Genomic DNA, 25,244 nt, shown 5'->3' with positions numbered 1-25,244 from the left:
CAGTTCCAATTACAGTTACCAGATCATCACTTCGACCCGGTCACCAGCACAAAATCCTTTACTGCCTGCTGGAATCTTCACGATCCCATCACTCTGGGAGAGCATATGAATAAGCCCGGCCTTTCCAAAGACCGGTGTTGCCAGGTCATCGGTGATGGTGACCCTGATGTACCGGTCGCTCTCTCTGCTGGCATGCAGGTTATCGGTGAGCCTGACAAACTTGCGGTACACCTGCTGGTTCGGCGATCCTTTCATCGCCTGCAGGAGATGAATCACAACAAGCGTCAGCACCATGAAGGTTGCAGACGGGTGGCCTGGGAGCCCGATCACGAGGACAGAGTCAATCTGCCCGATGGTGGTCCGTTTTTCGGGAGCAAACGAGATCCCCTCGGTGTAGACCTTTCCCAGTTTATGGATGACCTGCGCCGTGATATCATGCTCATCCCGTGAGCTGCCCCCGCTCACGATGATGGCATCACACTCCTGCGATGCCTGCTCGATCAGGTTCGTGAGTTCTTCAGCATCATCCCTGATGATTCCGTATCGTACCGGGATGGCACCCTGCCGTTTGCAGAAAGCAGTGACAAGATACGAGTTCACCTCCCTGACCTCACCTGACTTTGGAATAGACTCAGAGGGCACCAGTTCCCTGCCGGTTGAGATGATCCCGATGACCGGCTTCTTCCTGACTTTTACGCGGATTCTTCCAATAGATGCCAGAACTGCGATATCCTGGGGTCGCAGGATCCATCCTGCCGGATACACAGGCTCTCCCTTTCTGAAATCCTCATCCCTTCTGATGATATTACTTCCAGGAGACACCGGGCGTTTTACCGTGATTCTATCTTCCTGCACATTGCAGTCATCTGCCAGTACCACTGTATCTGCACCTTCAGGCAGTTTTCCACCGGTCTGAATCGAGACTGCCTGACCATGGCAGATCATAGGGATCGTTGAGAGACCTTTGCGTACCGAACCAACGAGGGTGAGGGTGCAGGGCTGGGCCAGGGCATCAGATGTATCAGAAGAGATGATGGCAAAACCATCCATGGTCGCCCGGTCAAACCCGGGCATATCAATCAGGGCGTAGATGGACTCACTGAGAGTCCTGCCGTCGGCCTCATCTGTCGGTATCGTCTCAGTCCCGGTCTTATGAGCAATCGAGCGGACGATCCGAACCGCTTCTTCGAGAGGGACCGTGCCGGGATCCGAAGAGGTCTCCCCTGCAGCTGATTCTTCAGTTTTAGCCAGCAAAAACTGATCAGCCCAGCGGGTCTCCGTCTGATACATGGTCCATGGAATCGGCATGGCGTTGAATGATTGTTGATTTCATGGGTACATATATGCTCAACCGGAGGACTCCGTTAGCGAAATCTCTTTATTAATTCCGGGGAAGTTAAATGATTATAATATCCAGCACGAGAGAAATATTATCGCAGCCTACTGGCTGCCAATAGATCCTACCTGGCGGTTTTTTGGCCGTTCAACTTTAACAAATGCTGATTTCGGCTCCTTGCATGGAGGGCACCGCCATGTGTCAGGCAGCTTGGAGAACGGTGTTCCCGGGGGAATGTTCTGGGTAGGATCACCTAACTCCGGATAATAGTAATACCTACACGGATTGCACCGGTAGACATCCATATCCGGATTTGAGGATGAGGCCACTTTCTTCACCATGTATCTGTAAATATTCGATTTTATGCCACATATGCTTTATCAGAGCGAAAATTTCAATAACTCAATATGCCATACTACCCGGGCATGGTAAGCACTCCTGATCTCAGTATGATATTTATAGATTTTTCACCCAAAATACAGTCAACGCCACATGCAGTGACTGAGGAAGAACGGATCATTTCAGACTCTCATTCGTACCAGACCCGTGAGAAAGTAATATTTAAAAGTTTAGTCATTGACATCGTCTTCTGGATCCCTGATATCCTACTGGCAGCCATATCAGGCTCTGTAACCCTGTATGCAGATGTAATAAAACGTGGTAACGAGATACTCTCGACCTTTTTTGCCTGGCTGGCCATGAGAAAGATAACAAAAGGCGGGGGAGATGCCTATAATTACGGGATGGGGAAGTTTGAAACACTAACCGATATCATCACCGGTGCCGTGATGTTCCTCTCACTGGTTCTGGTCTTCGCAATCACAAGTTTGAAACTTCTCAACCCTTCTCTGCTCCACGAAGAAGGGACAGTTCTTGCAATCGGGATGATGGCTATCGGTGTCTGTGTAAACACCTGGCTGTGGAGAGAGAAGTCCCATATAGCAAAGAAGGAGTACTCACCAGTGATGGAGTCACAGATCAGGCTTTTTTAAAACCAAGGCTCTTACTGATCTAACCGTCCTAATTGCACTGCTCCTTGTGATGATGCTTTCAGATTATGAATAGGCAATATATATCGATCCGGTTGCTTCATTTATCGTCATTGGATCGTTCCTTTTCTCAGGGTACCGCACAATATCATCCTCCCTTCCTGATCTGCTGGATAAAACAATTGATGAAGAACTGCAACTGGAGGTGGTCAGGGCTCTGGCTGACTACTTTTACGACTACGAGGCTTTTCATGGTGTCAGGTCCCGAAGAAGTGGAAACAACATTTACATAGAGTTGCTTCTTGAATTCAACGGTGACAAGAAATTTTCAGATGTGCAGGACGTGATCAACCGGATTAAAAATACCCTTGAAAGAGAGATCCTCCGAAGTTCAGTGACCATAATACCATGCACGGGTAAGTTTGGATTAATATAATTATATATCAATTTTTACCTTAAGTAACACGTAAGCAGTCTCCACATCCGTGATCTTCTGATTTTTTCGGAATGATTTTTCTGCTGTCAACTGATCTACAGGGGAGAATTGCCAATTGAGGTCTTGGTGATTGTGGGTTTTCCTGGGCACGGTAACCGTATCGATTTATACCCGGGAGTCTATCTACTCACATGGCACTATGGGTCTGTACAAAATGTGGATATGTATACAACGAAGAGATCGGGGATCAGGATCATAACATCCCGAAGAATACACCCTTTGAGAAACTTGATCCCTCATGGGTCTGCCCGAGATGCGGGGTTGGTAAGTCGTTCTTTGTAAAACGGTGAACCGAATCTTTAGATGTAAGGATGTTCCTGGCAATCGTATTCTCATGTGATTAGGGAGGATGACCTCTTCATATTACCAAACGCTTTAGACCTCTTTTTGCTATTATCTATACATGGACCATCATGACGAGTATACGCAGGATGAACTCCTGCAAAAACTCCGGGAACTCGGGTATGATTCCAGGTTTCAGGAATATTACAAGAGTTGTATCCCGTTCCATACTTATCCTGCACCCGGCCTGCTGATCGCTATCGGCATGGTTGATTACGCATTCGAACTCCTCGGTGCAAAACCCGGTGATAAGGTGTACGCGGTCTGTGAAACCCAGAAGTGTGCTCCCGATCCCCTCCAGGTCATCGCCCATTGCACAATCGGGAATCACCGGCTTACGGTTGTCCCGGTCGGGAGGTTTGCATTCACCATGAACAGGCCGAGCGAGACCGATTCTACTGAAGGTATCAGGATCTACATGGACCCGGTAAAACTCAAGGCATGGCCAACCCTGGAGAAGTGGTTTGCAAACAGCCCCGAGTTCTCCAAGAAGAGCATGACAAAGGCACTTCTTGAAGATATCCTTGCTGCAAAACGCTCCATCCTCTCGGTGCAGAAGGTCAGAATTCCGGTCACCCAGAAGAAAAAATGGAACACAGCGATCTGCAAAACCTGTGGCGAACCAGTCCCTGAATACCTCATTGAGGGCGATCATTGTGCCGCATGCGGAAGCCTGCGGTATTATGAACTCATCTGAATTCTTTTCAGTTGCACTTTTTTTACCGCTTAATCCGCAGAGATCGAAAGAGCAAATTCTTTGCGGGAATAGCATTCTGACACCCATAACTCAGGCACAAAAGAGAGATAAGACGTACATCAGGATAGGAAAGGGGTGAACCTTTCCCGTTCCCAATTGCGATGAGTGTAACGTCGTAAACTGGTGAGGAGTGGTTACTCCTCGTCGAAGATGTTGATGTAGATAGAGTCGGTGCCGGTTGCTTCCAGACGTGCACGCTCTGCTTTCTCCTCTGCAAGTGCATGGATTGGCGGGCTCATGTCGCGTCCCGGGACGTGGCCGAACATCTTCTCGATCTCGGTCTGCTGTGAGTGCATGAACAGAGCGTTTGGAATCTCCATTGGACAGAGTTCTTCGCACTGACCACAGTTGACACAGGAGTCAGAGACGTGAGCGAACCGGATCAGGTGGAACATGAAGCTTGTTGGCAGTACACCAGGTGCAACATACCAGGGCTTCTTGGTCGAGCACTCGATACAGTAGCAGATCGGGCAGTTATCGACACAAGCGTAACACTTGACACACTTGGCAGATTCTGTCATGATCAACTTCAGCCGATCCTTACCAGTGCCGAGTCCCTCGAAGTCACGCTTTCTGCATGAGTCTCCGAGTTTGAACATTGCGTTCTCGACTTTGCCCCTGATCTCGATACCCTTCGGATTTGCAGCCTCGGTCTCAAGAGCACCCTTTGACTTGGCACTCTCGATAAGGTTTGCACCCTTCTCAGAACAGACTTCCAGGAATGTTGCCTTTCCTGCCTTGTCTCCGATGACTCCCCAGTTTCCTGCTGCGATATCAGCCTGGCGGGGGACTTTCATCTTACAGCGCTGGCAGTTAGACCGACGTCCATAGCCCTCTTCCTCAAGTTCGTCGATCTTGATACCCTTGTGGCCGCCTTCGAACTCGATGATGAACTGACCCTTGTCGATCTCTTCCTTGTGGACAGTATCAGGGTCAACCTCGAACTTCTCGGTGATCATTCTCCGTGCTGCAACCGGGCTGACTGAACCTCCACAGTTGACACCGATCATGATGATGTTGTCAAGGTTGATCTGGTTCCTCTTGGCAAGTTCGTAGAAGGCCATCGCGTCACAACCCTTGCAGGTGACTGCGTACTTCTTGTCCTTTGCCCCGTTCAGGTACTTCTTGATCAGTTTGGGGATCAGCAGAGTACCACAGTGCAGGGAACCTGCAGACTTGATGACATCATCGGCATTGGTGATCACGGTTGGGACTGCATCATACAGATCCTTGCCCTTGGTGATAGCGACCACACCGTCAACCATCTTGGTCTCAAGTGCATGCTTCAGGAGAGCAGTGACAGCTCCTCCGCACTCACCTTTCTTCTGGACCTCGGAGTCTTTTGCCCATGCGTAGATCATGTCGCCTTTTGCTACCATCTTAGTTGCCTCCGAGTTTTTCGATAGATATTGCGCAGTGCTTGAGTTCAGGCATCTTAGAGAGTGGGTCGAGTGCGGTGTTGGTCAGGTTATTGACACCATCTGCAAAGTGCATGGTCATGTAAACCACTCCGGGTGCTACATCATCAGACACCCGTGCATGAGTGATAGTCTCACCACGGCGGCTTTTCAGTTTGATCTGCTCGCCGTCCTTGATCTTGAGACGCTCTGCATCCTCAATATTGATCTGTGCATAGGACTCCGGGACCTCACGGTGCATGTCACTGCGCCCAGTCTGTGATCGGGAGTGGTAGTGGAAGATGAGACGTCCGGTCATGAGGGTGTATGGATACTCGGCGTCTGCAACTTCTGCTGGTGGCCGGTACTCAAGACCGAAGAACTGACCCTTTCCGTTCGGGGTTGCAAATTTCTCACGGTGCAGGATCGGGGTTCCCGGGTGCTCTGGGGTTGGACAGGGCCAGATGACGGACTCGGGTTTTTCCATCCGCTCGTAGAGGCAGCCGAACATGGAAGGAGTTACTGCACGCATGTCATCCCATACGGCGTTTCCAGTCGGGAGGTCGAAGTTCTTGAGACCCATACGTTTTGCAAGTTCTGCAATGATCCAGATGTCTTCCTTTGCTTCGCCCGGTGGGTTTACTGCCTTACGGACACGGTTGACACGGCGTTCTGCACTGGTAAAGGTTCCATCCTTCTCTGCAAAACAGGCTCCCGGCAGAATGACATCAGCATACTGGCATGACTCAGTGTAGAAGATATCCTGGATAACAAGGAAGTCGAGTTTCTGGAGCTGTGCTTTGACGTGGTTTGAGTCCGGGTAGGTGACAACCGGGTTCAGACCGAGGATATACATACCCTTAATCTCTTCCCCACACTGGTTGATCTGCTCAGTGAGGGTGACACCGTACCAGTCTGGCAGGTCAGTAACTCCCCAGGCCTTCTCCATCTTTGCACGATTCTCCGGAACTTCACACTTCTGGTATCCGGAATAAACGTTCGGGTATGCACCCATGTCACAGGCACCCTGCACGTTGTTCTGTCCACGAAGTGGGTTGACACCGACACCTTCGCGTCCGATGTTACCACAGAGCATCGCGAGGTTTCCGAGTGACCTGACGTTGTCGGTACCGGTGGTGAGTTCTGTGATACCAAGGCAGTAGATGATCACCGCATTCTTGACATCTGCGTATCTGAATGCGAGATCCTTGACGGTTGCCAGTGGAACACCATGGATTGCCTCGCAGTCTGCGTAGTTCTCGACGGTTTTTTGGAGTTCGTCAAAGTGTTCGGTCCGTTCTTCGACAAACTTCTTGTCATACTTACCTTCTTTGATGATCCAGTACATCATCGAGTTGATCAGGGCAATGTGTGTTGATGGATTGAACCGCACCCAGGTGTCTGCAATCCGGGCGGTCATGGTCTTACGTGGATCTACCACGATGATTGGAATGCCCTTCTTCTTTGCCTCTGCAACACGGCGTCCTGCAAGTGGGTGAGCCTCCATTGCGTTGGATCCCCACATCAGGATCAGGTCAGAGTTCAGGACATCGCGGTAACCGTTTGTTGCGGCACCGGAACCGAAGGAGAGTGAGAGACCGGCAACAGAAGGTCCGTGGCAGATACGGGCGCAGTTATCGACGTTGTTCGTCTTGAATCCACACCGGGCAAACTTCTGGAAGATGTAACAGTCTTCGTTTACGGTTCTACATGAGGTCTGGAACCCAAGACCACGGGGGCCGTTCTTGTCGCTGATCTCTTTCAGCTTCTTGGCGACCAGGTCAAGGGCCTCGTCCCAGGTTGCGGGAACGTGCTTGCCGTCCCTCTTGATCAGCGGGGTGGTGAGCCGGTCAGGGCTGTGAACATGTTCCCAACAGGTCATACCTTTTGGACAGAGTTTTCCCTCGTTCACCGGGGTTCGCTGGTATGCCTCGACACCAACAACCTTCCCGTCATTAACAACCAGGTTCAGACCACATCCCACACCACAATATGGGCAGGTAGTCGGAACATATTTCATTATTTCTGTATTTTCACTCATATTTCACCCGAGTTCAAACGGTGAAAGAAACCACGATTTAAGAAACCGGCACTGCCGGCATGTAAATTCCGCCATGTGATCAGGAATTCCCATATAGCAGACTACCCGCTAGTCTGCATGGGCTATCGTATCCTGCTCACAGTGCAGGTTAGATATTATCATTGATCCTGATATAAGTCTGACGAAACGACCTTGAAAATTGAGGATTAGTGGTGGACGTGCTTCTCCCATGCCAGAAACACTGCTTTACACGGGTTATTCTACAAGCAAGAGTTCATCCAGTAATATCGGGTTCGTCAACTAAATCTTTAATTCGAGATTACTTCTGTCCGAAAATGAATGGCACAATTAAAATTGGGGAATATTCAGTCGCCTCCCGTCTCTCCAGACTCTCTCCGAACCTGACCAGCAGGCTGACACCAGGGACCATATTCTCTAGTTATGAGGTGTATGAAGCTCTTCCACGGGGAATTGCTGTCCCATTCAGAAAGAACGATCCAGAAGAAAGAGAAGCTAGCATAATCATTTCCTTCGGCCCCTCTTTTTCCGCCCACCCGTGATATCACGGCGTGTGTGCGCTGAGTTGAAGAACCGGAGTGATTCGTTTACAATGCTCTTCACCCATGGATCTTCAGTCCCTTCAATCTCTTCAGGTATGATGTTATACCAACAGGTCCAGGAGATCAGATGCTCCTGATCATCCCGTTCCCAGCGGGTATACTCAGTCTCTCTTCGCTCTCCTTTGTTCAACGTACAGATCCCCTCCTGTGAGTCAGACACATGGACAAAAAAAGCACAGACGGAACAGGGTCTGATCTGTCGAAATTCAACTGGAGGAAGGTCCATCCTATATCATACCTTATTTGTGCTAATCCTGCTCACTCCCTGATCCCTTCCAAGTATGCCGCCGAATGTGTCGGTGACAAATTTATGAGAATACCAGTTCTGCAGAGATGTATGACATATAACCTGTCACATTTCAGACCTGGCATTACTATTTATTGAATATCTATATGACCCAGAATAATTATTCCTGTTGATTTTCATGGTTGATCCAGCCAATAGAATAGTTGATCTGCACACTCACCTATCAAAAACAGGTGCTCTTACTCTGCAATTATGCCCTGATCCAATACCGTCTCTTATAATAGTCCAGGTTTGGGCAGCAATCCTGTTCTGACCATGTAAGGGTCATAGGAATCCTTATGCTTACACCGATCAGACGTTTTGTATGAGGAATCTTCCGTGTATATTTGCTCTCCTTCTTATCAGCATCTTGATTCTACCGGCGATATCTGCTGCCGATAATGTGAGTGATGCGAAGCAGATGTGGGATGCAGGAAAAGCACAATGGGACGAGAAAAAGTACGATGAGGCTTTCGTTTCATTTACAAATGTAACCACTCTGGATCCAACAAATGTTGATGCCTGGTTTTATACAGGCCTGACACTCGCACGGTTGGGTAAGAATGAGAAGGCAATCTCTGCGTATGAGACAGTAAGCCAGTTGGATCCGGCAAATGCAGCAGCCTGGTTCAACAAGGGTACCAACCTGGCAGCCATCAACCGGACTGATGAAGCACTTGGCGCATATGAGAAGGCAATCGAACTTGATCCGGCATACGCATTCCCCTGGTATAACAAAGGAAATATTCAGGCAGATGCCGGAAACTTTGAAGACGCCCTTAAATCATACAACCATGCAATTGAGCTGGATCCGACCTTTACCATCGCATGGAAAGGAAAGGGAAGTGTCCTTGCAAAACTCGGGCGCACGGCAGAGTCAGTTGATGCCTACAACATTGCTAAACAACTTGAAGAGTAACCAGTTGACCTGCGCATACCACCAGACCAGTTCATAATCTTGAGAAGAGGACTCCATTCAGAGGGAAAAAGGAAGAGCACTACGGTAATTCCCTATCCCAGGACCAATGTACCCTTTTCCAGGAAAATTCAATATAACAGATTCAGGGAGATCGGGAGAGGGGAAATCTCCCACTAAAAAACAATAATAGACCATCAGAATCTTATGAAAGTAATTCACATTGCCGGGTGGTCCGGCTCAGGGAAAACAACATTCATCCGTGATCTAGTAGAAGCCCTGCTACCATTCGGCGCGGTCGGTACAATCAAGCATATCGGTGATCATGTCTGCGACCTGCCCGCTGGGAAGGACACATCGCTGCATTATAATGCCGGAGCATCAGTGGTTGCAGGAATCGATCGTGAGAAGACGATGATCACATGTCGTACCATATCACTCCCTGCTGCTCTTGACCAACTTTCTGATGCAGGGGTCAGATACGCCGTTATTGAAGGATTTAAGAACATTCCCTTTCAGAAGGTTGTCATTGGAGATCTCGATATACCAGCCCTTATCCGAAATCCAAAGGCAAGCGATGTGATCTCACTTATTCCCTCATTTGATAATTATTACACATCGGGGGGGCTGGCAAAGGAGATTGAAGAGATACAGGGAACTTTTACGATGACAACCGGGAATGCACCACATGAACTCTCAACAGATGCCTGTACCCATCTTGAGGATGAAGTCAGGACCTGGGACGGTGTACATGATATCAGGATCAGGGTTCAGAGGCCGATTGTTCATCAACAGGCCCGATTTTTTATCGTTGTGCAAACAGAAACTGCGATGCTCGGAAGTGCCGTTCTTACCCGGTGCATGACGACACTTGGAGTATGATCAACAAGAAATGGCCTGATAACGGGGGCATCGACCAGATGTCTCCCTCTGATTCGACCACCATTGATAAGGAACGCCTCATCTTCCTCATCAGAGAGATAGCACAGGCCGGATCCGAAGGACTTCAGCATGCTCTTCCAGAACTCATGCGCATATGCAAGAAGACTCTTCTGCACTTGCGCCGATCAGCACCACGCTTTTCTACCAGTGAATGGCCCTGGCTCTCTGGTACCGAACCTGATACCCTGACAATGCAGGACGGGAATAGGTTTCTTTTTGCTTGTATTCTGGAACTGAATGCCGGGAAGACTGATGTCTGGGCTAATACCGAGTACTTTGTCAACGAGGTTCTGGAAGAACCAGAAAACCTCTGGCATGGTATCCTCCTTCATTCCCCCCAGGGATGGGCAGATCAGTTCTGGGAATACGATCTTCATCCTGAACCTGCGTTGCATACCCGTCTTTATGATGTCGCCTCGTTAATGGTACGGTACTATCATGGTGATGCCAGGCAGATATGGTCTGATTACCTCTCAAGTCCGCAGGAAGTATTCAGACGTATCAAGGTCCTCGGTGTCCCCCGCTCAACGGCCTGTCTCATAACCGGTGCATTAAAGGACGAGCAGTACCTTGAGGGGATATTTGATATCGTCGGCGACGTGGTTGATTCACGTGTTCTTGGAAGGATTGCCTGCGGAGAAGGAAACGGCCTTACCTCATACCAGACCAGAATCCTTGGGAAAATGATCGCAGCCGAAGATCCCTGGATACTTGACCGGCCGCTCTACGTCCTTGGGATGAGTTACTGTGGCCCCGGCCCCAGGTGTCGGCGGTGCCCTGTGCATGAGCAGTGTGTGTATGCTGTTAGTGTCGATTTGGGGATTTCTGTAGGCAAGAAGATCTATGAAGGATTGTTCGGACAGAAAACTGTTCAAAAAAGCTTAAAGCGCTGGCTGTAGGGGATTTCACTATCCGAACCGTACTGATCGCATACTGATACTTCCGTGTTCAAATCCTTCGAACGGGAAGGAAACAGGTAATGAACCTCCAGATCCACAGACAACCAGAAGCGGGGCATAATGTTCAAGGGTAGGATGGCTGATCGATCCTGCCTGACTGCTGCTCCATGGATCTCCAATTTTCTGATAATTCCGGGTCAGGATCCATTCTCTTACATCCTCGTCAAACCGGTGTGCCCATTCCGGAACCGGTGCATCCCGGGATTCAAAGTCTACCCTGGAAAGATTATGAACAAGGTTTCCACTTCCGATAATGAGGACTCCTGACTGCTTAAGTGGGAACAGTAGTTCTCCGATGATGAAGAGTTCAGATAGTGGTAGGTAAACAGGAAGGTTCAGCTACAGAACCGGGATCTCAGCATCAGGATAAAAAAACCGGAGAGGAGCCCAGGTGCCATGATCTAAGCCTCTGGTTTGATCCCGATCTACGAAGTACCCTGCTGATCCGAGCAATGTGATTACTTCCTCACCAACATCGGGTGCTCCCGGAGCCGGGTATGTAATCGTATAGAGTTCTTCAGGAAATCCGTAAAAATCATGAATTGTCCCGGGATTCAAAGACATGGTGACTGCAAGTCCATGCCGCTCCCAATGGGCTGATATACAAAGTATTGCACGAGGACGAGGGAGATCTTCTGCCCACGTTTCAAGGAACTCGGAGAATTTTGTGCCGCCGAGGGCGTTCATTGGGTTTCTATGAGCCGTGAACAGGGTTGGCATAAGAGTCATAGATATCAGATGTGGAGATAATTACTGATTTATATGATGGAGAACAGTAAAATCGATGCTCCCTCTCTTTATGCACCTCTCAACCGAACGTTCACGGGGAGTGAGGGTCGGTCGTATTCCACTCTTGACTTCAACAAGAATTATTTCCTTGACCTCTCCTTCTGAAAGTCCGTCAAATACGATAAAATCAATTGGTGATCCCAGGAATCTTGCATCTGTAGGGTTCCAGGGAAATGATGGAAAAAACGGGATCAAATGCTCAGTTACCTTCCCGTGTATTACATCCTTGGATCTTTTTATGGCGTCCTGACGAATGTTTCGCTCTTCGTCAATCTTCCAGATCCTGATCTTCTCATCTACCTGTTGCTCTATCTGTGATTGAAGAAGAGAGAGATCCTGATCACGCCAGCGGTTATGCAGAGTACGTGCCCGTTCTTCAAGCGATGTTTTCAGACGATAATAGGAGAAAGAAATCCAGGCAAGGAGAATAAGAAGCGTGAAAATGACGAGAACAAAGTATTCCATATTACAATATTATGGTTCTGAACGATATCCTACCTCTTATTTCAGCAGGAGAGAGAGTCAGATATAAAATGATCCAAACCAATTGATTGATAATATTATGGTATCTCGCACTCCGGTTCAGTGTATACTCTGTGCAATAGTAATAATTATTGGAGTTATAGCATGCCCACTGGGTACGGCGGATAATATTTCCGGGGCTACGGAATATCAGAAGATTAATAATTCTCCAGCCGATTCTTTCTCTGACCCCAATCAGTCCTCACATTTCCTGGTAGAAACGTGCACTCATTCAGCCTTGATTCCCGGGAACACATAACGATGGAAAAAGGTCCGAGAGGTATACGAAGAAATTTATCTAAATGAAGATAATATTATAGAGATTAGAAAATTGCATCTAATCGTTATGTGTGCTAAAAATACATAACGAGGTTAAAAATTTTAATCCCCAATAATCAACCATTTTTAGATTCAGCAATCAATTTTAAGATTTTACTTCCTCACTCGTTACAGATTTCCGGGAATCCAGGATTCAGGGCACCAGAGTGTTATTAACCGATTTTAGGAACCAAAACCAACAGTATAAATTAAAACAGCATGAGGTTGTTCATAACTCATACCTTATTTAAGAAATCGGACAATTACTTATTGAAATGAGAAAATTTATTAAGATATTTTTTTAAAGGCCGTCTTTGTATCAGTGTTTGGAGTAATGTAACAGTCTCATAGTTGAAGAAACATGAAATTTAAGGTGGATTTCGCGAATGACCCACTAATTCACTTAAAATAAAAATGTATAAACGTACAGTAATAATTTGTGTATTAGTTCCTTACCCAACAAAGACGCCATAAAAATATGGCTAAAGTAATGAGGATAAATTAATTTATGAAGAAAATATGTTTTGTAGTTCAACGATATGGGTTGGAAGTAAATGGTGGAGCAGAATTACTTTGCAGAACAGTAGCAGAGCATCTAAAAAATGATGTTAACATAGATATAGTTACAACTTGCGCTATTGATTATCTCTCTTGGAAAAATGAGTATAATCCAGGCATATCTGAAATTAATGGGATTAGAGTATTAAGGTTTTCGGTCGATCGTCCCAGAAATATCTTAATATTTAATATGATATCAAAAGCGTTATACAACCTTCCCCATTGTAAAGCTGCTGAAATTTATTGGATGAAAAGGCAAGGCCCTGAATCAACAGAATTACTCAATTATATTAAAAATCATCACAAAGAATACGATTGCTTCGTTTTTTTTACCTATTTATATTATACGACTTTTTTTGGTCTCCCCCTTGTCAAGGATCGTTCTATATTTATTCCAAATGCCCATGATGACTTACCAATTCGGTTTTCCATTTTTTATGAAACCTTTTCCTCACCTCAAATAATTCTGTTTAATACTACCGAAGAAAAAACATTTGTACACAAAAGATTTGATATTTCACATATTGATTGGGACATTGTTGGTACCGGTATAGATCCCCCAAAAGACTTCAATATAACATCAAAACAGAAAGATAATTTTAAATATGCCATCTATGCTGGAAGAATTGATACTGATAAAGGTTGTCAAGAACTCTTTTCATTTTTTATCCGCTTTAAAAATCAACACCCTTCAGATCTAAAATTATTATTAATTGGCAAAACAGTCATGCAAATTCCAACCCATGATGATATTATTTATTTAGGATTCGTTGATGATGTGACAAAATATCAATATATAGCTAACGCAACCTTGTTGATTATGCCATCACCTTATGAGAGTTTATCCATGGTCCTTCTGGAATCTTGGCATTGTAAACGGCCAGTTTTGGTAAATGGAGGTTGTGAAGTACTAAAAGGCCAGTGTATGAGAAGTAGAGGGGGATTTTGGTATAACAACTATGAAGAATTTTCCAGTTATCTAAATCGATTAATAAATAATGAGAATGAGTGTATAAACATGGGAAATAATGGATATCAATATACAGTAGAAAACTACAGTTGGGATAATATAATTAAAAAATACCTTAAGGCTATAGATATTTGCATAATGAAAAGTCAGAGTTCAGAGTAAAAAGAGATAAGGTTCCCATTTAATGAGTTTGCATATCGGTAGATGACAAAAAATCCCCTTCCAACAAACCTTTGATAACATATTCTATATATCAAATGTTAAAAACGGGAGTTTTTTGTGATTCCCATGAAGTATATAATGGATAAATGTGGTGAATAAAGGATAGTTTCGAATAGTTATTAATTATAATATTTAAATATTATCGCATTATAATGTGGAGCAATAATCCTGTATCCGACATTCCGCAGAGATCTCATAACGAATAATATTTTTCACAATGCGGCCCCAAGAACCTAATAATTTTTATGAGGATGTCATTAAGATTCAAAACTTTCGTGACTATCATTCCCTCAATTCGAAGTGATATTTCTTTTACCCTTCTGAAAAGGATAAATATCCATCTCATCGTTGGTTTTTGTGTTGGCTTTCCCGTCTGATCAGGTATCCTTGATTCCCGGGAACACATAACGATGGAAAAAAGTCCGAGAGGTGTACGAAGAAATTTATCTAAATGAAGATAATATTATAGAGATTAGAAAATTGCACCTAATCGTTATGTGTGCTAAAAATACATAACGAGGATAAAAATTTTAATCCCCTATAATCAATCATTTTTTTAATTCTGCAATCAATTTTAAGATTTTACTTCCTCACTCGTTACAGATTTCCGGGAATCTAGGAGGTATGGCATCGTTCGCTTCTCTCAGCCCTTTCCTCAGTCTGTATTCAGCAACAGCGTAGATATAAAGGCAGAGAACCATTACCATTGCCAACGCCTGAATTCTTCCAATATTCTTCAAAAACACGTCAGAAACCCTGAATGTTTTATCTTTCAGGAACCTGAATCCCTTCTCCACCTGTGACTGTCCCATATATAACTCAAAGTTGTATTAGGATCCAAATCCAGATCATTCGTCGCAAGAATAAACCGGTAGTGTCAGGAATATGCTGTAAAAAATCCTGGAAAAAGATAAAGACGGCGTTCAATGTATCCGAGGCCATTGATTACCATTCCTTTGAGGGCATCACCATGAGTGAGTTTATGTTGTCCATTTTTAGGGATGAGATTGTCTACGATCTCACTGCTTTTTAAGGAATCATAACATCCAGCAACCAATCATAAATGACCGATTGTTCGATCTGAACCTGAAACGAAGATATCATCAAAATCCATTGAATATACAGTGATCGACGTACTAAGATAAATAATTTACCTTTTTATATAACCTATGTGGTTGTAATGATCTGCGGAATGTCGGCTGTATCGAATCAACTGATGCAATCCATTTGCTGACAGCCTATAGATATCGCTTCTTATTGATCTTGATGTGCATCAAATTGGAATGTTTTATCCCAACTTTGCCACTAATAAAAATAATTGTGTTATTAGTGATGTTTGAATCGTCCAAAATATGAAGCATATCTCAACGAAATTCATCGAAAATTGCGTTATCGGATTTGACAGTTACGATTTATTCGTGGATGAGGAATACAAAAAAGTTCATTTACTCCATTTTTGATGCCATCATCACGTTTATTTTGGACCATAAGTGGGTGGTTACATTAAGTTTTGATGGAAAAATCTTCAACTGTCAAATACAGTTTCCCGATGAAATTCGGGGAAAATTTGATCGCAATAGTGGATGAGCTTATTGAGTCTCAAAGTCAAAGTGGCAAAGTTAGGTTTTAAAAAAACTATAATGATTTATGGTTTAAGCTAGAATATATAATGCCAATTCAAATTTTTTAGGATTATATATGAAGGTTCTAATCCTTGCGGGTGGTCTGGGCACACGTCTAGCCGAGGAAACAACCATTATTCCAAAGCCAATGGTGGAGATTGGTGGATACCCAATACTCTGGCATATAATGAAGTTATATTCACATTACGGTTTCTATGAATTTATCATCCTACTGGGATATAAGGGATATCTAATAAAAGAATACTTTGCAAACTACTTCCTGCATCAAAGTAATGTTACTTTTGACCTTTCCAATAATAAAATGGAGATTCATGAACACCACTGTGAACCGTGGAAAGTGACTCTCATTGATACGGGACAAAATAGTATGACTGGAGGTAGATTACTCCGTGCAAAACCCTATGTTAAGGATGAGCCATTTATGTTAACGTATGGAGATGGGGTATCAGACATTAATATAAACGCTTTAATAAAATTTCATCAGAACCACAAGCGAAGTGCTACTGTCACAGCGGTTCAGCCAGAAGGGAGATATGGCACCATTGTATCTAATCAGGATGGCCTCATATCGAATTTTATAGAGAAACCACCCGGCGATGGAGTTTGGATAAATGCAGGCTTTTTTGTTCTTGAATCAAAAATTTTTGATTACCTGACTGAAGGAGATGCAACTGTTTTTGAGCGAACCCCATTAGAAAGCCTCGCAGAAGATAAAGAATTATATTCATATAAACATACCGGATTCTGGAAGTGTATGGATACACTCCGTGATAAACAGCAATTACAAGAGATTTGGGATCGAGACCAAGCTCCTTGGAGAGTATGGTAAATTGATCCCAGAATCAGTCTTTTCGGGGAAATCAATCCTCATTACAGGCCATACAGGATTTAAAGGATCCTGGTTAAGTATTTGGCTTTCAATATTAGGAGCTAAAGTTCATGGTTTTTCACTTCTCCCTGCTACAGAACCTAACCATTATTCTCTTGCATCAATCTCCCAGGTCCTCACATCTGAAAAGATTGGAGATATTCGAGATAAAAAATCACTTGCATCATATATTTCAGAAGTAAAGCCAGATTGCATTTTTCATTTAGCAGCCCAACCACTTGTAAGGATTTCATACTCCCAACCATTGGAAACTTTTGACGTGAATGTTATGGGGAGCATTAATCTTCTTGAATCTATTCGTATATTACCGAACCCATGTACAGTGATTATGGTTACTAGTGACAAATGTTATCATAATTACGGCCAAGTATGGGGGTATCGAGAATCAGACCCGTTAGGAGGTAATGATCCCTATAGTGCAAGTAAAGCAGCAGCTGAGATAGTTATTGCTTCATATCGAAATTCATTCTTTACACCATCTAAAATTTTAGATCATAAAGTAAAAATTGCATCAGTTAGAGCAGGGAATGTTATTGGTGGTGGAGATTGGTCACCAGATCGAATCATTCCAGATGCTGTGAAAGCCATTATCTCTAAAAAACCATTGATGATTAGAAATCCAACCGCGATCCGGCCTTGGCAAAATGTTCTTGAACCTCTTGCAGGGTATCTAACCCTTGCAGCAGAAATGATGAGATGTAATGAGCAGTATCTGCTATCAGCATGGAACTTTGGCCCACTGCCAACCGACACAGCATCAGTGGAAAAGATAATTACAAAATTTTTTAGAAAATGGGGAGAAGGGCAATTCGAATTAGATATTTCACCAAACAACCCGCCAGAAGCACCCATATTGCGGCTATCTTCAGAGAAGGCAATATCAATTCTTAATTGGAAACCAATCTGGGATTTATCAAAGTCAATCGATATCACTGTCTCCTGGTACAAAGATTATTACTCCGGATGCGAAAATATGCTCAAACGAAGCAGTGACGATATTTTACAATATATGAAAGATATGGAGGATATCAGTGCAAATTGAAGAAACCTCATTGAGAGATTGTTATATAGTTCATACAAACCCATTTGTTGATTTTCGAGGAACATGGACAAGGTTCTTCTGTAACCATGAATTATCATCAATATTGCAAAAACGCCAGATTGTAAATATTAATCATTCTGGAACTAAGTACGCAGGTACAGTGAGAGGAATGCATTATCAAAATACCCCATATGCAGAGATGAAATTAATCCGTTGCACAAAAGGGCGAATATTTGATGTTGCAATTGATATTCGTAAGGGTTCTCCAACATTTTTAAAATGGTTTGGTACCACACTATCTGCTGATTCAATGGATATGATGGTTATCCCAGAGGGTTTTGCCCATGGATTTCAGGCATTGGAAGATGATGTTGAGATGATATATCTACATACTGAATATTATTCATCTGAGTATGAGGGAGGTATTTATCATGCTGACTCTACCATTGGAATAAAATGGCCAATTCCCACAACAAACTTGTCAGAAAGAGATCTGAATCTTCCAAAAATCGCGTCTAATTTTACGGGTATTGATATAAATTAATTTTCAATATTGAAATTTTCGGAATGGTAATTCATGGTTCAAACAGAAGAGATTGCTAGGGCAGAAATTCTCCAGAAGGTTGCAGATTATTATAATAATTATCACAACCAGGAAAAGAAATTTGAAATAGGGAATCGAATCCCCTATGCAGCTAGGATTTTCGATGAAAAGGAATTATGTAATTTAGTTGATAGTGCACTTGATTTTTGGTTAACAGCAGGGAAATATTGTGATAAGTTTGAAACTCAGTTTTCAGAATACTTAAATGTAAAAAATTGTTATCTGGTCAATTCTGGTTCATCTGCAAATCTCCTTGCATTTATGGCTTTGACATCTCCGATTTTAGGAGAACGAAAGATATCTCCGGGTGACGAAGTTATAACAATCGCCGCAGGTTTTCCAACAACAGTAACCCCTATTATTCAATATGGAGCAATTCCCGTATTTGTAGATGTAACCTTTCCACAATATAATATTGATCCTAATCAAGTTTTAGAGGCAATTAGTGAGAAAACAAAAGCTATAATGGTTGCCCATACACTTGGAAATCCTTTTGAACTAGATAAGATCATTGCCATATGTAAAAAACATAATTTGTGGCTGATTGAAGACAATTGTGATGCTCTTGGTTCTCAATACTTCTTAAATGGAGAATGGGGATATACCGGCACATTTGGAGATATTGGAACATCTAGTTTCTATCCTCCTCATCATATAACAATGGGAGAAGGGGGAGCAGTATATACCAATAACCCCGTTCTTGGGAAAATTGTCAGGTCTTTACGTGATTGGGGCAGAGATTGCAGTTGCCCATCAGGTGTTGATAACAGATGCGGCCATCGGTTTGATCGACAATATGGTGGGTTGCCAATAGGATATGACCATAAATATGTTTACTCTCACTTTGGATATAACTTAAAAGCAACAGAAATGCAGGCTGCAATAGGATGTGAACAGCTTCAGAAACTCCCCCATTTTATAGAACGGAGAGTTCAAAACTGGAATCGGATATATAATGGTTTAAATGATTTATCTGAAGCGATTATCCTACCCGAACCTACAAAAAACTCAAACCCAAGCTGGTTTGGTTTCCTAATTACCATAAAAAATATTAAAAAAATAGACCGAACAACTTTTGTTAAGTACTTAGAAGAAAATGGTATTCAAACACGAATGCTTTTTGCAGGAAACTTGTTAAAACACCCTTGTTTTGATCAAATGAATCAGACAGGCAAGGGATTTCGTGTTTATAACGATCTTCCAAACACTGAAAAGATCTTATCCAACAGTTTCTGGATAGGTGTGTATCCAGGAATCGATGATAACATGATTGATTATATGATAGAAAGAATAAGATCATTTATAATCTCTTAAAATTATATTTATTCTGGTAAGAAGATTAATGAAAATCGTTGTAACAGGTGCAACCGGTTTTATCGGAAGACATGTAGTAAATTGGCTTGTTGAAAAAAACCAATATGAAATAATCGCTAGTGGAACGAGTGCAAAAAAGGCATCGACCTTCTCTTGGTACAATAAAGTAAAATTTTTACCGTGTGATTACTATGAACAAAATATTGACTATTACACATATTTTGAAAAGCCAGATTTGTTAATCCATTTAGCATGGAAAGGATTGCCAAACTATTCTGAATTGTTTCATCTGGATGAAAATCTCCCATTTGAAATGCGATTTTTAAAAAGTTTTTCAATTTCTGCCCATACTAAAATTGTAGTGGCTGGAACATGCTTTGAATATGGCCTTGTAAATGGATGCCTATCGGAGGATCTTGTTACTAATCCAGTAACAGTTTATGGAATAGCAAAAGATACATTACAGAAATATTTGGTATTATTAACAAAAAAAAATTCAAATCAATGGAATTGGATCAGGCTTTTTTTCATGTATGGCCCAGGACAGAATCCAAAATCACTATTACCTCTTCTTGATGCTGCAATTCAAAATCGTGATACCAAATTTTCCATGTCAGGTGGGGAACAATTAAGAGATTATTTACCAGTGGAAACCGTTGCTAATAATATTTGCCAAATCGCTATTCAAAATAAGATAAATGGAATTGTGAATTGCTGCTCAGGAAACCCAATCTCTGTAAGAAATCTGGTTGAAAAACACAAAAAGGAAAGACATTCTCAGATAGCATTAAATTTTGGAGAGTATCCATACCCTGAATATGAACCAATGGCATTTTGGGGGAATAATTCTAAATTATTACAGATTTTACAGTAATGTTAAGGATAATTAATATCAAACCTCATCCTTGGGGTTATACAGAAACAGAGATTGCAATAGTATTTTTTTGGAAGAAAGTATGAGTGTAATAAGTGTAGTTATTCCTACAAAAAATCGATTACCACTCTTAATATTTGCATTAGAAAGTGTCCTTAATCAAAAATATCCCTTCATGGAAATCATTATTGCCGACAATAGTGACAATGAAGAAATCCTAAATTACATTGCAAGTATTCAAGATGTTAGAATAAAATATTATAGAACTGGTTCTCTATCTCTCCAAGATAATTGGCAATATGGCATATCTAAAACAGAAGGAGAATATGTTATACTACTAAGGGATAAAGTAGCGTTAAAAAGTGATAGTATTACATTATTATCCTCAATATTAAAATCTCAAAATTTCCCAGATTGGGTATCATGGGGGTGTGATAATATAAATCCCCTAACTGGTCACTATTCATATCAAAAAAACGGTAACTATGAAATTATTAACATAAATACAAACGATATTATCAAAAGTATTGGAAATGGGAAATGGAGAGAAATTTGGGATTTTATTGCCCCTCAGGAATCTGCAATAAAAAAGGATTTATTGATAAAAATAATTGAGCATCCACCAAATAAATTATTTTTTGGGGCTGTCGGAGATATAGGATTGGCATATCAATTGCTAATAAACACGAATACCATCATCCATGTTAATGGATCCCTAATGACCGGTTTATTTCCAATGAACTCAATCGGATATGACTGTGCAACAAGATCCCCGAAATTTATTGCTTTTTTGGAGAGCGGGGGCTATGGGATCAATGATTGTATAAAGCACGTACCATTAAAATTCTTTTCTTGTCTGAATTCTACATACAATGATCTTATTGAAATAGATAGTATACGAGGAGTAAAAATAATTGAACCGATGATAAATTTAAGATCATATTACTCAATGATTTATAAAGAGATGATTGAAACTCTTTTCTTTGGCAATGTACAAAAAAAAGAAATTTTACAACTCGAATCATCCATCAAAGAATTAGATCCTTATTTATATGATGAATTGATTTTTAAATATCAAAAAATCCGTAAAATGTATCCCCTTTTCAATAGAGTGTTTTGCCCTTTGATAGCCAAGGGGTTTTTTTTCCCCTCTCAAATTATTAACAAAATAATAGACATACACCATACATTTAAATTCCTTACCAAGGATCAAAGAAAGAGTCTACTTTTAATTTTAGTTGTACTAAAAAGAGAAGAACGAATGAAAAGATTAGAATCATTTTATTCTAAAACAGCGTTGAAATATTTAAGATCTAATAATAAGATTTCAAAAATTCAAGAAAGTTTTAATTAAAATAATAGATCCTAGATTTCTTTCAATAATCAACTATTGCTTTATTTTTCTCATCTGATATTTTCGTAGTGAAATGCCACTATTTAATTCATACCATGTTAAAATAAATGATAGAAATATTTCTCTAGGTCCACCATTCAGTCCATTTAGATCAAATAAATTACGTTTTAGACATCCGTACGTATCATAGTAAATCCATTTAAACCATGCAAACCGGTGACCAGTTTTAAAACGAGCCTCCCCTTCTAATTGATAATATCGTTTTAATTTTTTCATTAATTTTAGTAGATTATCGCCATTATGATGAATTATCACGGTATCTTTATCGCCATTAATTCTGGAAATCGGGAAGTTATCTAGTGGACTCATTGGTCGATGGACCAAACAATCTAGTTGAACCCGATTTTTATTAAATAATTTTGGTACATATGATATTCCGCCCCATGCAGTCCCATTAACCGGTTTATTTAAAAATGAGTCTTGACGAGGAAGGTAGATAATAGCATCATTATTATTGATAATTTTTCTTGCAATTCTATCAGCAAGACTATATTGGAACTCTTCATCGGCATCTGCTATCAGGATCCAATCATTTTTGACTAAATACATGATATCTGGCCATGTTTGTTCAGGAATTGCAGTCCATTCATGTTGAATGACCTCTACCCCCATTTCTTCTGCGATTAATTTTGAATTATCATGTGAACCCACATCAACAACAATAACCTGATCACAAAATAAGTAACTATTTAAAGATTTTCTGATATTCTCTTCTTCATTGAAAACTACCATTATACAAGTGATTGGAAATTTCATAATTTTCTCTTTTTGTTGATGATCTTAAGACAAAATGTTAGGAATAAAACACAGCCGGGAGGTTTTTGGAAGAACCCATAAAAAAATATGATGAAAATTCATTCTATCTTTGAGACTTAAGTTGATTTTATAGATATAAATAAAAGAATTTTTCATAGTTTATGAGAATTCACTTCAATAATAACTGATAAATTACCACATCATAATCCATCACTGTTTGATCCAAATAAATAATAAAATTATTCAGTACTCCTCCATAAATCCATATACCGCCCATTCCTCCTTAATAGTTCTTCATGAGTTCCATTTTCAATTATTTGCCCTTTCTCTAAAACATATATCATATCTGCTTTTTGAATTGTTGTGAGCCGATGTGCGATAACAAGTGTTGTACACTCTTTTGCAATTTCATCAATCGCTTTTTGCACTATTAATTCCGATTCATTATCGAGTGAGCTAGTAGCTTCATCAAAAATTAATATTTCAGGTCTTCTAATCATCGCTCTTGCAATGACAATTCGCTGTTTTTCCCCACCGGACAATGTAAGTCCAAAATCTCCAATTATTGTATCATATCCATCAGGAAGTGTTACAATAAAATTATGTGCATGCGCTTGTTTAGCTGCTGCAAAAACTTCCAGATCTGAATAATCTCCTCCAAATATAATGTTTTCCCGAATCGTCTCATGAAAAACAAAAGGTTCCTGACTTACATATCCAATATTATCTCGATACGAAAACTGATCATAGTTTTTTAGATCCTCTCCATTTATTAGAACAGTTCCATTAGTAGGATCATATAATCTGAGGAGAAGACTTACAATCGTAGATTTTCCTGAACCAGAAGAACCAACTAAGGCAGTGACACACCCTTTTTTAATAAGAAAACTTACATCCTTCAATACCAGATTTTGATTGTATTTGAACGTAACATCATTAAATTGAATATTCGATTCCAAACCTGGAAACTTGGTCACCCCATTTGTTATTTGGTTATATTTAGTTTCATGAAGTGATTGGTATATAATATTTAAATGAGGCATAAAGGAATTTAACTGTAATTTATAATCTCCCATGTTCATGACTTTAGGAAGAATTTTCATCGTCCCTCCAGCAAAAGTACCTAGAACCGGAATTATAGTTATAAAATTATCAGAGTAATAGATATATGTAAGGAGTATTACTACTCCAATTGAGGCATAAAATAAAGAATTTAAGGCAATAATTGGAACTCTTTGGATAAAATTATACGATGCATATTTATTCCAATATGTATCAAGAGCCGAATTGTATGCACACCTCCAATACTCTGTTGCATTGTGAGTGGTAATAGCTTTAATACCGATTATAAATTCGTTGATTACTTTATTTTCAGACTGCCCTGATGCAATTTGAAGTAATCCCATTTTTTCCGAAACATTTGTACCAATAATATGCATAATAATAAAAAAAATAATTCCCCCAAACACCACAAGACCTAATCCAATAGGAGATATTACAAAAAGCATAATAATTACTAAAAAGGTTGCGAAAAAGTCAGCACAAAGACTTATGATTCTATCATATGTTTGTTCAACATAAATTGGACTCTGATTAAAAAGGTTAATAATATCTCCTTGCTTAATATCGGTAAAATACCTATAATCATTCGTTTCCAATTTTTTAAAAATTTGTTTTTTGATACGAATTACAATAATCTTTTTAAAATGAAATGCTATTTTCCAATAAACCAATTGAAGGAATAACGATATTCCAGTTAATAAAATAAATAATATGCCTAAATGAACAAAGGGAGATCCAATTGGAATTATGTTACTAAATATTGAAAAATAATTTTGAAATGGGATCGAATTTGCCTTAATTTGAAACCCTTCTGATAGCATAGGGTACAATAGAGAGATTCCCAAAGCATCTATTATTCCAATAATTATTGCTAAACCCAGTAAAATAAAGGCGTAATATTCATACCCAAGAATAAAATATCGAAGCTTTTTAATGTATGATTGTAATGTCACCATATTTATTCCATAATCCTAAATAAAAGTGTCTTAGTTTAATAGAGATATGAAAAATTCGGAAGTTGAGGAATTAGTGTTTCGACAAATATCATCGTGTTTCTTAGTATCAAGTGAACAATAATTTATATCTTTGGTTTTTAGAATTGAGATTTGTAATTCATAAACACTTCGGAGAATATTACAAGTGAACAATCTTTTCCTTCTTTGTTACAGTAGATTCTTATTCATAG

Annotated in this window: 24 protein-coding genes and 1 pseudogene; 14 read left to right on the top strand and 11 right to left on the bottom strand. The window is 41.1% G+C overall.

Annotated features, from left to right (window positions below; all coding sequences use genetic code 11):
* Positions 1–15: 15 nt before the first annotated feature.
* Together glp and ACHZA2_RS11245 are read right to left on the bottom strand one after the other, a co-directional pair.
* On the bottom strand, positions 16–1,308 hold the full coding sequence (gene glp, locus ACHZA2_RS11250; protein WP_394698557.1) for a gephyrin-like molybdotransferase Glp: 1,293 nt from the start codon (positions 1,306–1,308) through the stop codon (positions 16–18).
* Positions 1,309–1,440: 132 nt separating this feature from the next.
* On the bottom strand, positions 1,441–1,677 hold the full coding sequence (locus ACHZA2_RS11245; RefSeq protein WP_319579781.1) for a rubredoxin: 237 nt from the start codon (positions 1,675–1,677) through the stop codon (positions 1,441–1,443).
* 66 nt (positions 1,678–1,743) lie between these two features.
* On the opposite strand from ACHZA2_RS11245, the gene ACHZA2_RS11240 reads away from it, so the two are divergent.
* The 4 genes from ACHZA2_RS11240 (at position 1,744) to ACHZA2_RS11225 (ending at position 3,860) form a co-directional block, all read left to right on the top strand.
* Entirely contained in the window at positions 1,744–2,328 is a 585-nt protein-coding gene (locus ACHZA2_RS11240; protein WP_319579780.1) for a cation transporter, read from the top strand.
* Between the two features lie 202 nt (positions 2,329–2,530).
* A complete protein-coding gene (locus ACHZA2_RS11235; RefSeq protein WP_319579779.1) occupies positions 2,531–2,761 on the top strand; it encodes a cation transporter dimerization domain-containing protein in 231 nt (76 codons plus the stop codon).
* Positions 2,762–2,952: 191 nt separating this feature from the next.
* Positions 2,953–3,111, top strand: a complete 159-nt coding sequence (locus tag ACHZA2_RS11230; protein ID WP_319538739.1) for a rubredoxin — start codon at positions 2,953–2,955, stop codon at positions 3,109–3,111.
* A 113-nt stretch (positions 3,112–3,224) separates the two neighbouring features.
* Positions 3,225–3,860 (top strand): FmdE family protein, encoded by a 636-nt coding sequence (locus ACHZA2_RS11225; protein WP_319579778.1) that lies wholly within the window; start codon positions 3,225–3,227, stop codon positions 3,858–3,860.
* A 194-nt stretch (positions 3,861–4,054) separates the two neighbouring features.
* On the opposite strand, the gene ACHZA2_RS11220 is transcribed toward ACHZA2_RS11225, so the two are convergent.
* The 3 genes from ACHZA2_RS11220 to ACHZA2_RS11210 form a co-directional block, all read right to left on the bottom strand.
* On the bottom strand, positions 4,055–5,299 hold the full coding sequence (locus tag ACHZA2_RS11220; RefSeq protein WP_319579777.1) for a Coenzyme F420 hydrogenase/dehydrogenase, beta subunit C-terminal domain: 1,245 nt from the start codon (positions 5,297–5,299) through the stop codon (positions 4,055–4,057).
* Position 5,300: 1 nt separating this feature from the next.
* Positions 5,301–7,358, bottom strand: a complete 2,058-nt coding sequence (gene fdhF, locus ACHZA2_RS11215; protein WP_319579776.1) for a formate dehydrogenase subunit alpha — start codon at positions 7,356–7,358, stop codon at positions 5,301–5,303.
* Positions 7,359–7,880: 522 nt separating this feature from the next.
* Complete coding sequence (locus ACHZA2_RS11210) at positions 7,881–8,204, bottom strand: hypothetical protein (protein WP_319538743.1); 324 nt, start codon at positions 8,202–8,204, stop codon at positions 7,881–7,883.
* Positions 8,205–8,589: 385 nt separating this feature from the next.
* Between ACHZA2_RS11210 and ACHZA2_RS11205 the strand changes: the two genes are divergently transcribed.
* The 3 genes from ACHZA2_RS11205 (at position 8,590) to ACHZA2_RS11195 (ending at position 11,021) form a co-directional block, all read left to right on the top strand.
* Positions 8,590–9,183 (top strand): tetratricopeptide repeat protein, encoded by a 594-nt coding sequence (locus ACHZA2_RS11205; RefSeq protein ID WP_319579775.1) that lies wholly within the window; start codon positions 8,590–8,592, stop codon positions 9,181–9,183.
* Positions 9,184–9,387: 204 nt separating this feature from the next.
* Positions 9,388–10,062 (top strand): molybdopterin-guanine dinucleotide biosynthesis protein B, encoded by a 675-nt coding sequence (gene mobB, locus ACHZA2_RS11200; protein WP_319538745.1) that lies wholly within the window; start codon positions 9,388–9,390, stop codon positions 10,060–10,062.
* Positions 10,059–11,021, top strand: a complete 963-nt coding sequence (locus tag ACHZA2_RS11195; RefSeq protein WP_319579774.1) for a hypothetical protein — start codon at positions 10,059–10,061, stop codon at positions 11,019–11,021. The genes mobB and ACHZA2_RS11195 overlap by 4 nt, the downstream gene beginning before the upstream one ends.
* A 399-nt stretch (positions 11,022–11,420) precedes the next feature.
* Here the strand turns inward: ACHZA2_RS11195 and ACHZA2_RS11190 are convergent, their stop codons facing one another.
* Entirely contained in the window at positions 11,421–11,810 is a 390-nt protein-coding gene (locus ACHZA2_RS11190; protein ID WP_324292170.1) for a class III extradiol ring-cleavage dioxygenase, read from the bottom strand.
* Between the two features lie 21 nt (positions 11,811–11,831).
* Positions 11,832–12,335, bottom strand: coding sequence for a Holliday junction resolvase-like protein (locus tag ACHZA2_RS11185; RefSeq protein WP_319579773.1), 504 nt, complete (start codon positions 12,333–12,335; stop codon positions 11,832–11,834).
* An 883-nt stretch (positions 12,336–13,218) separates the two neighbouring features.
* On the opposite strand from ACHZA2_RS11185, the gene ACHZA2_RS11180 reads away from it, so the two are divergent.
* Positions 13,219–14,400: a glycosyltransferase gene (locus ACHZA2_RS11180; protein ID WP_319579772.1), complete on the top strand. Its 1,182-nt coding sequence runs from the start codon at positions 13,219–13,221 to the stop codon at positions 14,398–14,400.
* Between the two features lie 683 nt (positions 14,401–15,083).
* On the opposite strand, the pseudogene ACHZA2_RS11175 reads toward ACHZA2_RS11180, so the two are convergent.
* A pseudogene (locus ACHZA2_RS11175) lies at positions 15,084–15,331 on the bottom strand (IS1634 family transposase); the annotation flags it as partial.
* A gap of 6 nt (positions 15,332–15,337) precedes the next feature.
* On the bottom strand, positions 15,338–15,517 hold the full coding sequence (locus ACHZA2_RS11170) for a DUF4277 domain-containing protein (RefSeq protein ID WP_394698556.1): 180 nt from the start codon (positions 15,515–15,517) through the stop codon (positions 15,338–15,340).
* A gap of 641 nt (positions 15,518–16,158) precedes the next feature.
* Between ACHZA2_RS11170 and rfbF the strand changes: the two genes are divergently transcribed.
* From rfbF to ACHZA2_RS11140, 6 genes are all read left to right on the top strand, one after another.
* The gene (rfbF, locus tag ACHZA2_RS11165; RefSeq protein ID WP_319579771.1) at positions 16,159–16,932 is read left to right on the top strand and encodes a glucose-1-phosphate cytidylyltransferase; all 774 of its coding nucleotides are present in this window, start codon (positions 16,159–16,161) and stop codon (positions 16,930–16,932) included.
* A complete protein-coding gene (rfbG, locus tag ACHZA2_RS11160; protein WP_319579770.1) occupies positions 16,871–18,034 on the top strand; it encodes a CDP-glucose 4,6-dehydratase in 1,164 nt (387 codons plus the stop codon). Before rfbF ends, rfbG begins: the two co-directional genes overlap by 62 nt.
* A complete protein-coding gene (gene rfbC / locus ACHZA2_RS11155; protein ID WP_319579769.1) occupies positions 18,024–18,578 on the top strand; it encodes a dTDP-4-dehydrorhamnose 3,5-epimerase in 555 nt (184 codons plus the stop codon). Before rfbG ends, rfbC begins: the two co-directional genes overlap by 11 nt.
* Before the next feature lie 33 nt (positions 18,579–18,611).
* On the top strand, positions 18,612–19,952 hold the full coding sequence (rfbH, locus tag ACHZA2_RS11150) for a lipopolysaccharide biosynthesis protein RfbH (RefSeq protein WP_319579768.1): 1,341 nt from the start codon (positions 18,612–18,614) through the stop codon (positions 19,950–19,952).
* A gap of 28 nt (positions 19,953–19,980) precedes the next feature.
* Positions 19,981–20,826 carry an NAD(P)-dependent oxidoreductase gene (locus ACHZA2_RS11145; protein ID WP_319579767.1) on the top strand — a complete coding sequence of 282 codons (846 nt, stop codon included), beginning with the start codon at positions 19,981–19,983 and terminating at the stop codon, positions 20,824–20,826.
* Between the two features lie 82 nt (positions 20,827–20,908).
* Entirely contained in the window at positions 20,909–22,180 is a 1,272-nt protein-coding gene (locus ACHZA2_RS11140; RefSeq protein WP_319579766.1) for a glycosyltransferase family 2 protein, read from the top strand.
* 33 nt (positions 22,181–22,213) lie between these two features.
* Here ACHZA2_RS11140 and ACHZA2_RS11135 read toward each other — a convergent pair whose 3' ends face one another.
* Both ACHZA2_RS11135 and ACHZA2_RS11130 read right to left on the bottom strand, forming a co-directional pair.
* Positions 22,214–22,996, bottom strand: a complete 783-nt coding sequence (locus ACHZA2_RS11135; RefSeq protein ID WP_319579765.1) for a glycosyltransferase — start codon at positions 22,994–22,996, stop codon at positions 22,214–22,216.
* Between the two features lie 239 nt (positions 22,997–23,235).
* Positions 23,236–25,014 carry an ABC transporter ATP-binding protein/permease gene (locus tag ACHZA2_RS11130; RefSeq protein WP_319579764.1) on the bottom strand — a complete coding sequence of 593 codons (1,779 nt, stop codon included), beginning with the start codon at positions 25,012–25,014 and terminating at the stop codon, positions 23,236–23,238.
* Between the last annotated feature and the right edge of the window lie 230 nt (positions 25,015–25,244).

The sequence above is a fragment of the uncultured Methanospirillum sp. genome (assembly GCF_963668415.2).
In the GTDB taxonomy this organism is placed as follows: Archaea; Halobacteriota; Methanomicrobia; order Methanomicrobiales; family Methanospirillaceae; genus Methanospirillum.
The sequence above is the reverse complement of the archived record's forward strand: the minus strand, read 5'-3'. Positions and strand labels throughout refer to the sequence as shown.

What these genes read in the sequence shown, in the direction of transcription:
- glp (WP_394698557.1), bottom strand. Translation starts at nt 1,308, where the DNA reads ATGCCGATTCCATGGACCATGTATCAGACGGAGACCCGCTGGGCTGAT.
- ACHZA2_RS11245 (WP_319579781.1), bottom strand. Translation starts at nt 1,677, where the DNA reads ATGGTGAAGAAAGTGGCCTCATCCTCAAATCCGGATATGGATGTCTAC.
- ACHZA2_RS11240 (WP_319579780.1), top strand. Translation starts at nt 1,744, where the DNA reads ATGCCATACTACCCGGGCATGGTAAGCACTCCTGATCTCAGTATGATA.
- ACHZA2_RS11230 (WP_319538739.1), top strand. Translation starts at nt 2,953, where the DNA reads ATGGCACTATGGGTCTGTACAAAATGTGGATATGTATACAACGAAGAG.
- ACHZA2_RS11225 (WP_319579778.1), top strand. Translation starts at nt 3,225, where the DNA reads ATGGACCATCATGACGAGTATACGCAGGATGAACTCCTGCAAAAACTC.
- ACHZA2_RS11220 (WP_319579777.1), bottom strand. Translation starts at nt 5,299, where the DNA reads ATGGTAGCAAAAGGCGACATGATCTACGCATGGGCAAAAGACTCCGAG.
- fdhF (WP_319579776.1), bottom strand. Translation starts at nt 7,358, where the DNA reads ATGAGTGAAAATACAGAAATAATGAAATATGTTCCGACTACCTGCCCA.
- ACHZA2_RS11210 (WP_319538743.1), bottom strand. Translation starts at nt 8,204, where the DNA reads ATGGACCTTCCTCCAGTTGAATTTCGACAGATCAGACCCTGTTCCGTC.
- ACHZA2_RS11205 (WP_319579775.1), top strand. Translation starts at nt 8,590, where the DNA reads ATGAGGAATCTTCCGTGTATATTTGCTCTCCTTCTTATCAGCATCTTG.
- mobB (WP_319538745.1), top strand. Translation starts at nt 9,388, where the DNA reads ATGAAAGTAATTCACATTGCCGGGTGGTCCGGCTCAGGGAAAACAACA.
- ACHZA2_RS11195 (WP_319579774.1), top strand. Translation starts at nt 10,059, where the DNA reads ATGATCAACAAGAAATGGCCTGATAACGGGGGCATCGACCAGATGTCT.
- ACHZA2_RS11190 (WP_324292170.1), bottom strand. Translation starts at nt 11,810, where the DNA reads ATGACTCTTATGCCAACCCTGTTCACGGCTCATAGAAACCCAATGAAC.
- ACHZA2_RS11185 (WP_319579773.1), bottom strand. Translation starts at nt 12,335, where the DNA reads ATGGAATACTTTGTTCTCGTCATTTTCACGCTTCTTATTCTCCTTGCC.
- ACHZA2_RS11180 (WP_319579772.1), top strand. Translation starts at nt 13,219, where the DNA reads ATGAAGAAAATATGTTTTGTAGTTCAACGATATGGGTTGGAAGTAAAT.
- rfbF (WP_319579771.1), top strand. Translation starts at nt 16,159, where the DNA reads ATGAAGGTTCTAATCCTTGCGGGTGGTCTGGGCACACGTCTAGCCGAG.
- rfbH (WP_319579768.1), top strand. Translation starts at nt 18,612, where the DNA reads ATGGTTCAAACAGAAGAGATTGCTAGGGCAGAAATTCTCCAGAAGGTT.
- ACHZA2_RS11145 (WP_319579767.1), top strand. Translation starts at nt 19,981, where the DNA reads ATGAAAATCGTTGTAACAGGTGCAACCGGTTTTATCGGAAGACATGTA.
- ACHZA2_RS11140 (WP_319579766.1), top strand. Translation starts at nt 20,909, where the DNA reads ATGAGTGTAATAAGTGTAGTTATTCCTACAAAAAATCGATTACCACTC.
- ACHZA2_RS11135 (WP_319579765.1), bottom strand. Translation starts at nt 22,996, where the DNA reads ATGAAATTTCCAATCACTTGTATAATGGTAGTTTTCAATGAAGAAGAG.
- ACHZA2_RS11130 (WP_319579764.1), bottom strand. Translation starts at nt 25,014, where the DNA reads ATGGTGACATTACAATCATACATTAAAAAGCTTCGATATTTTATTCTT.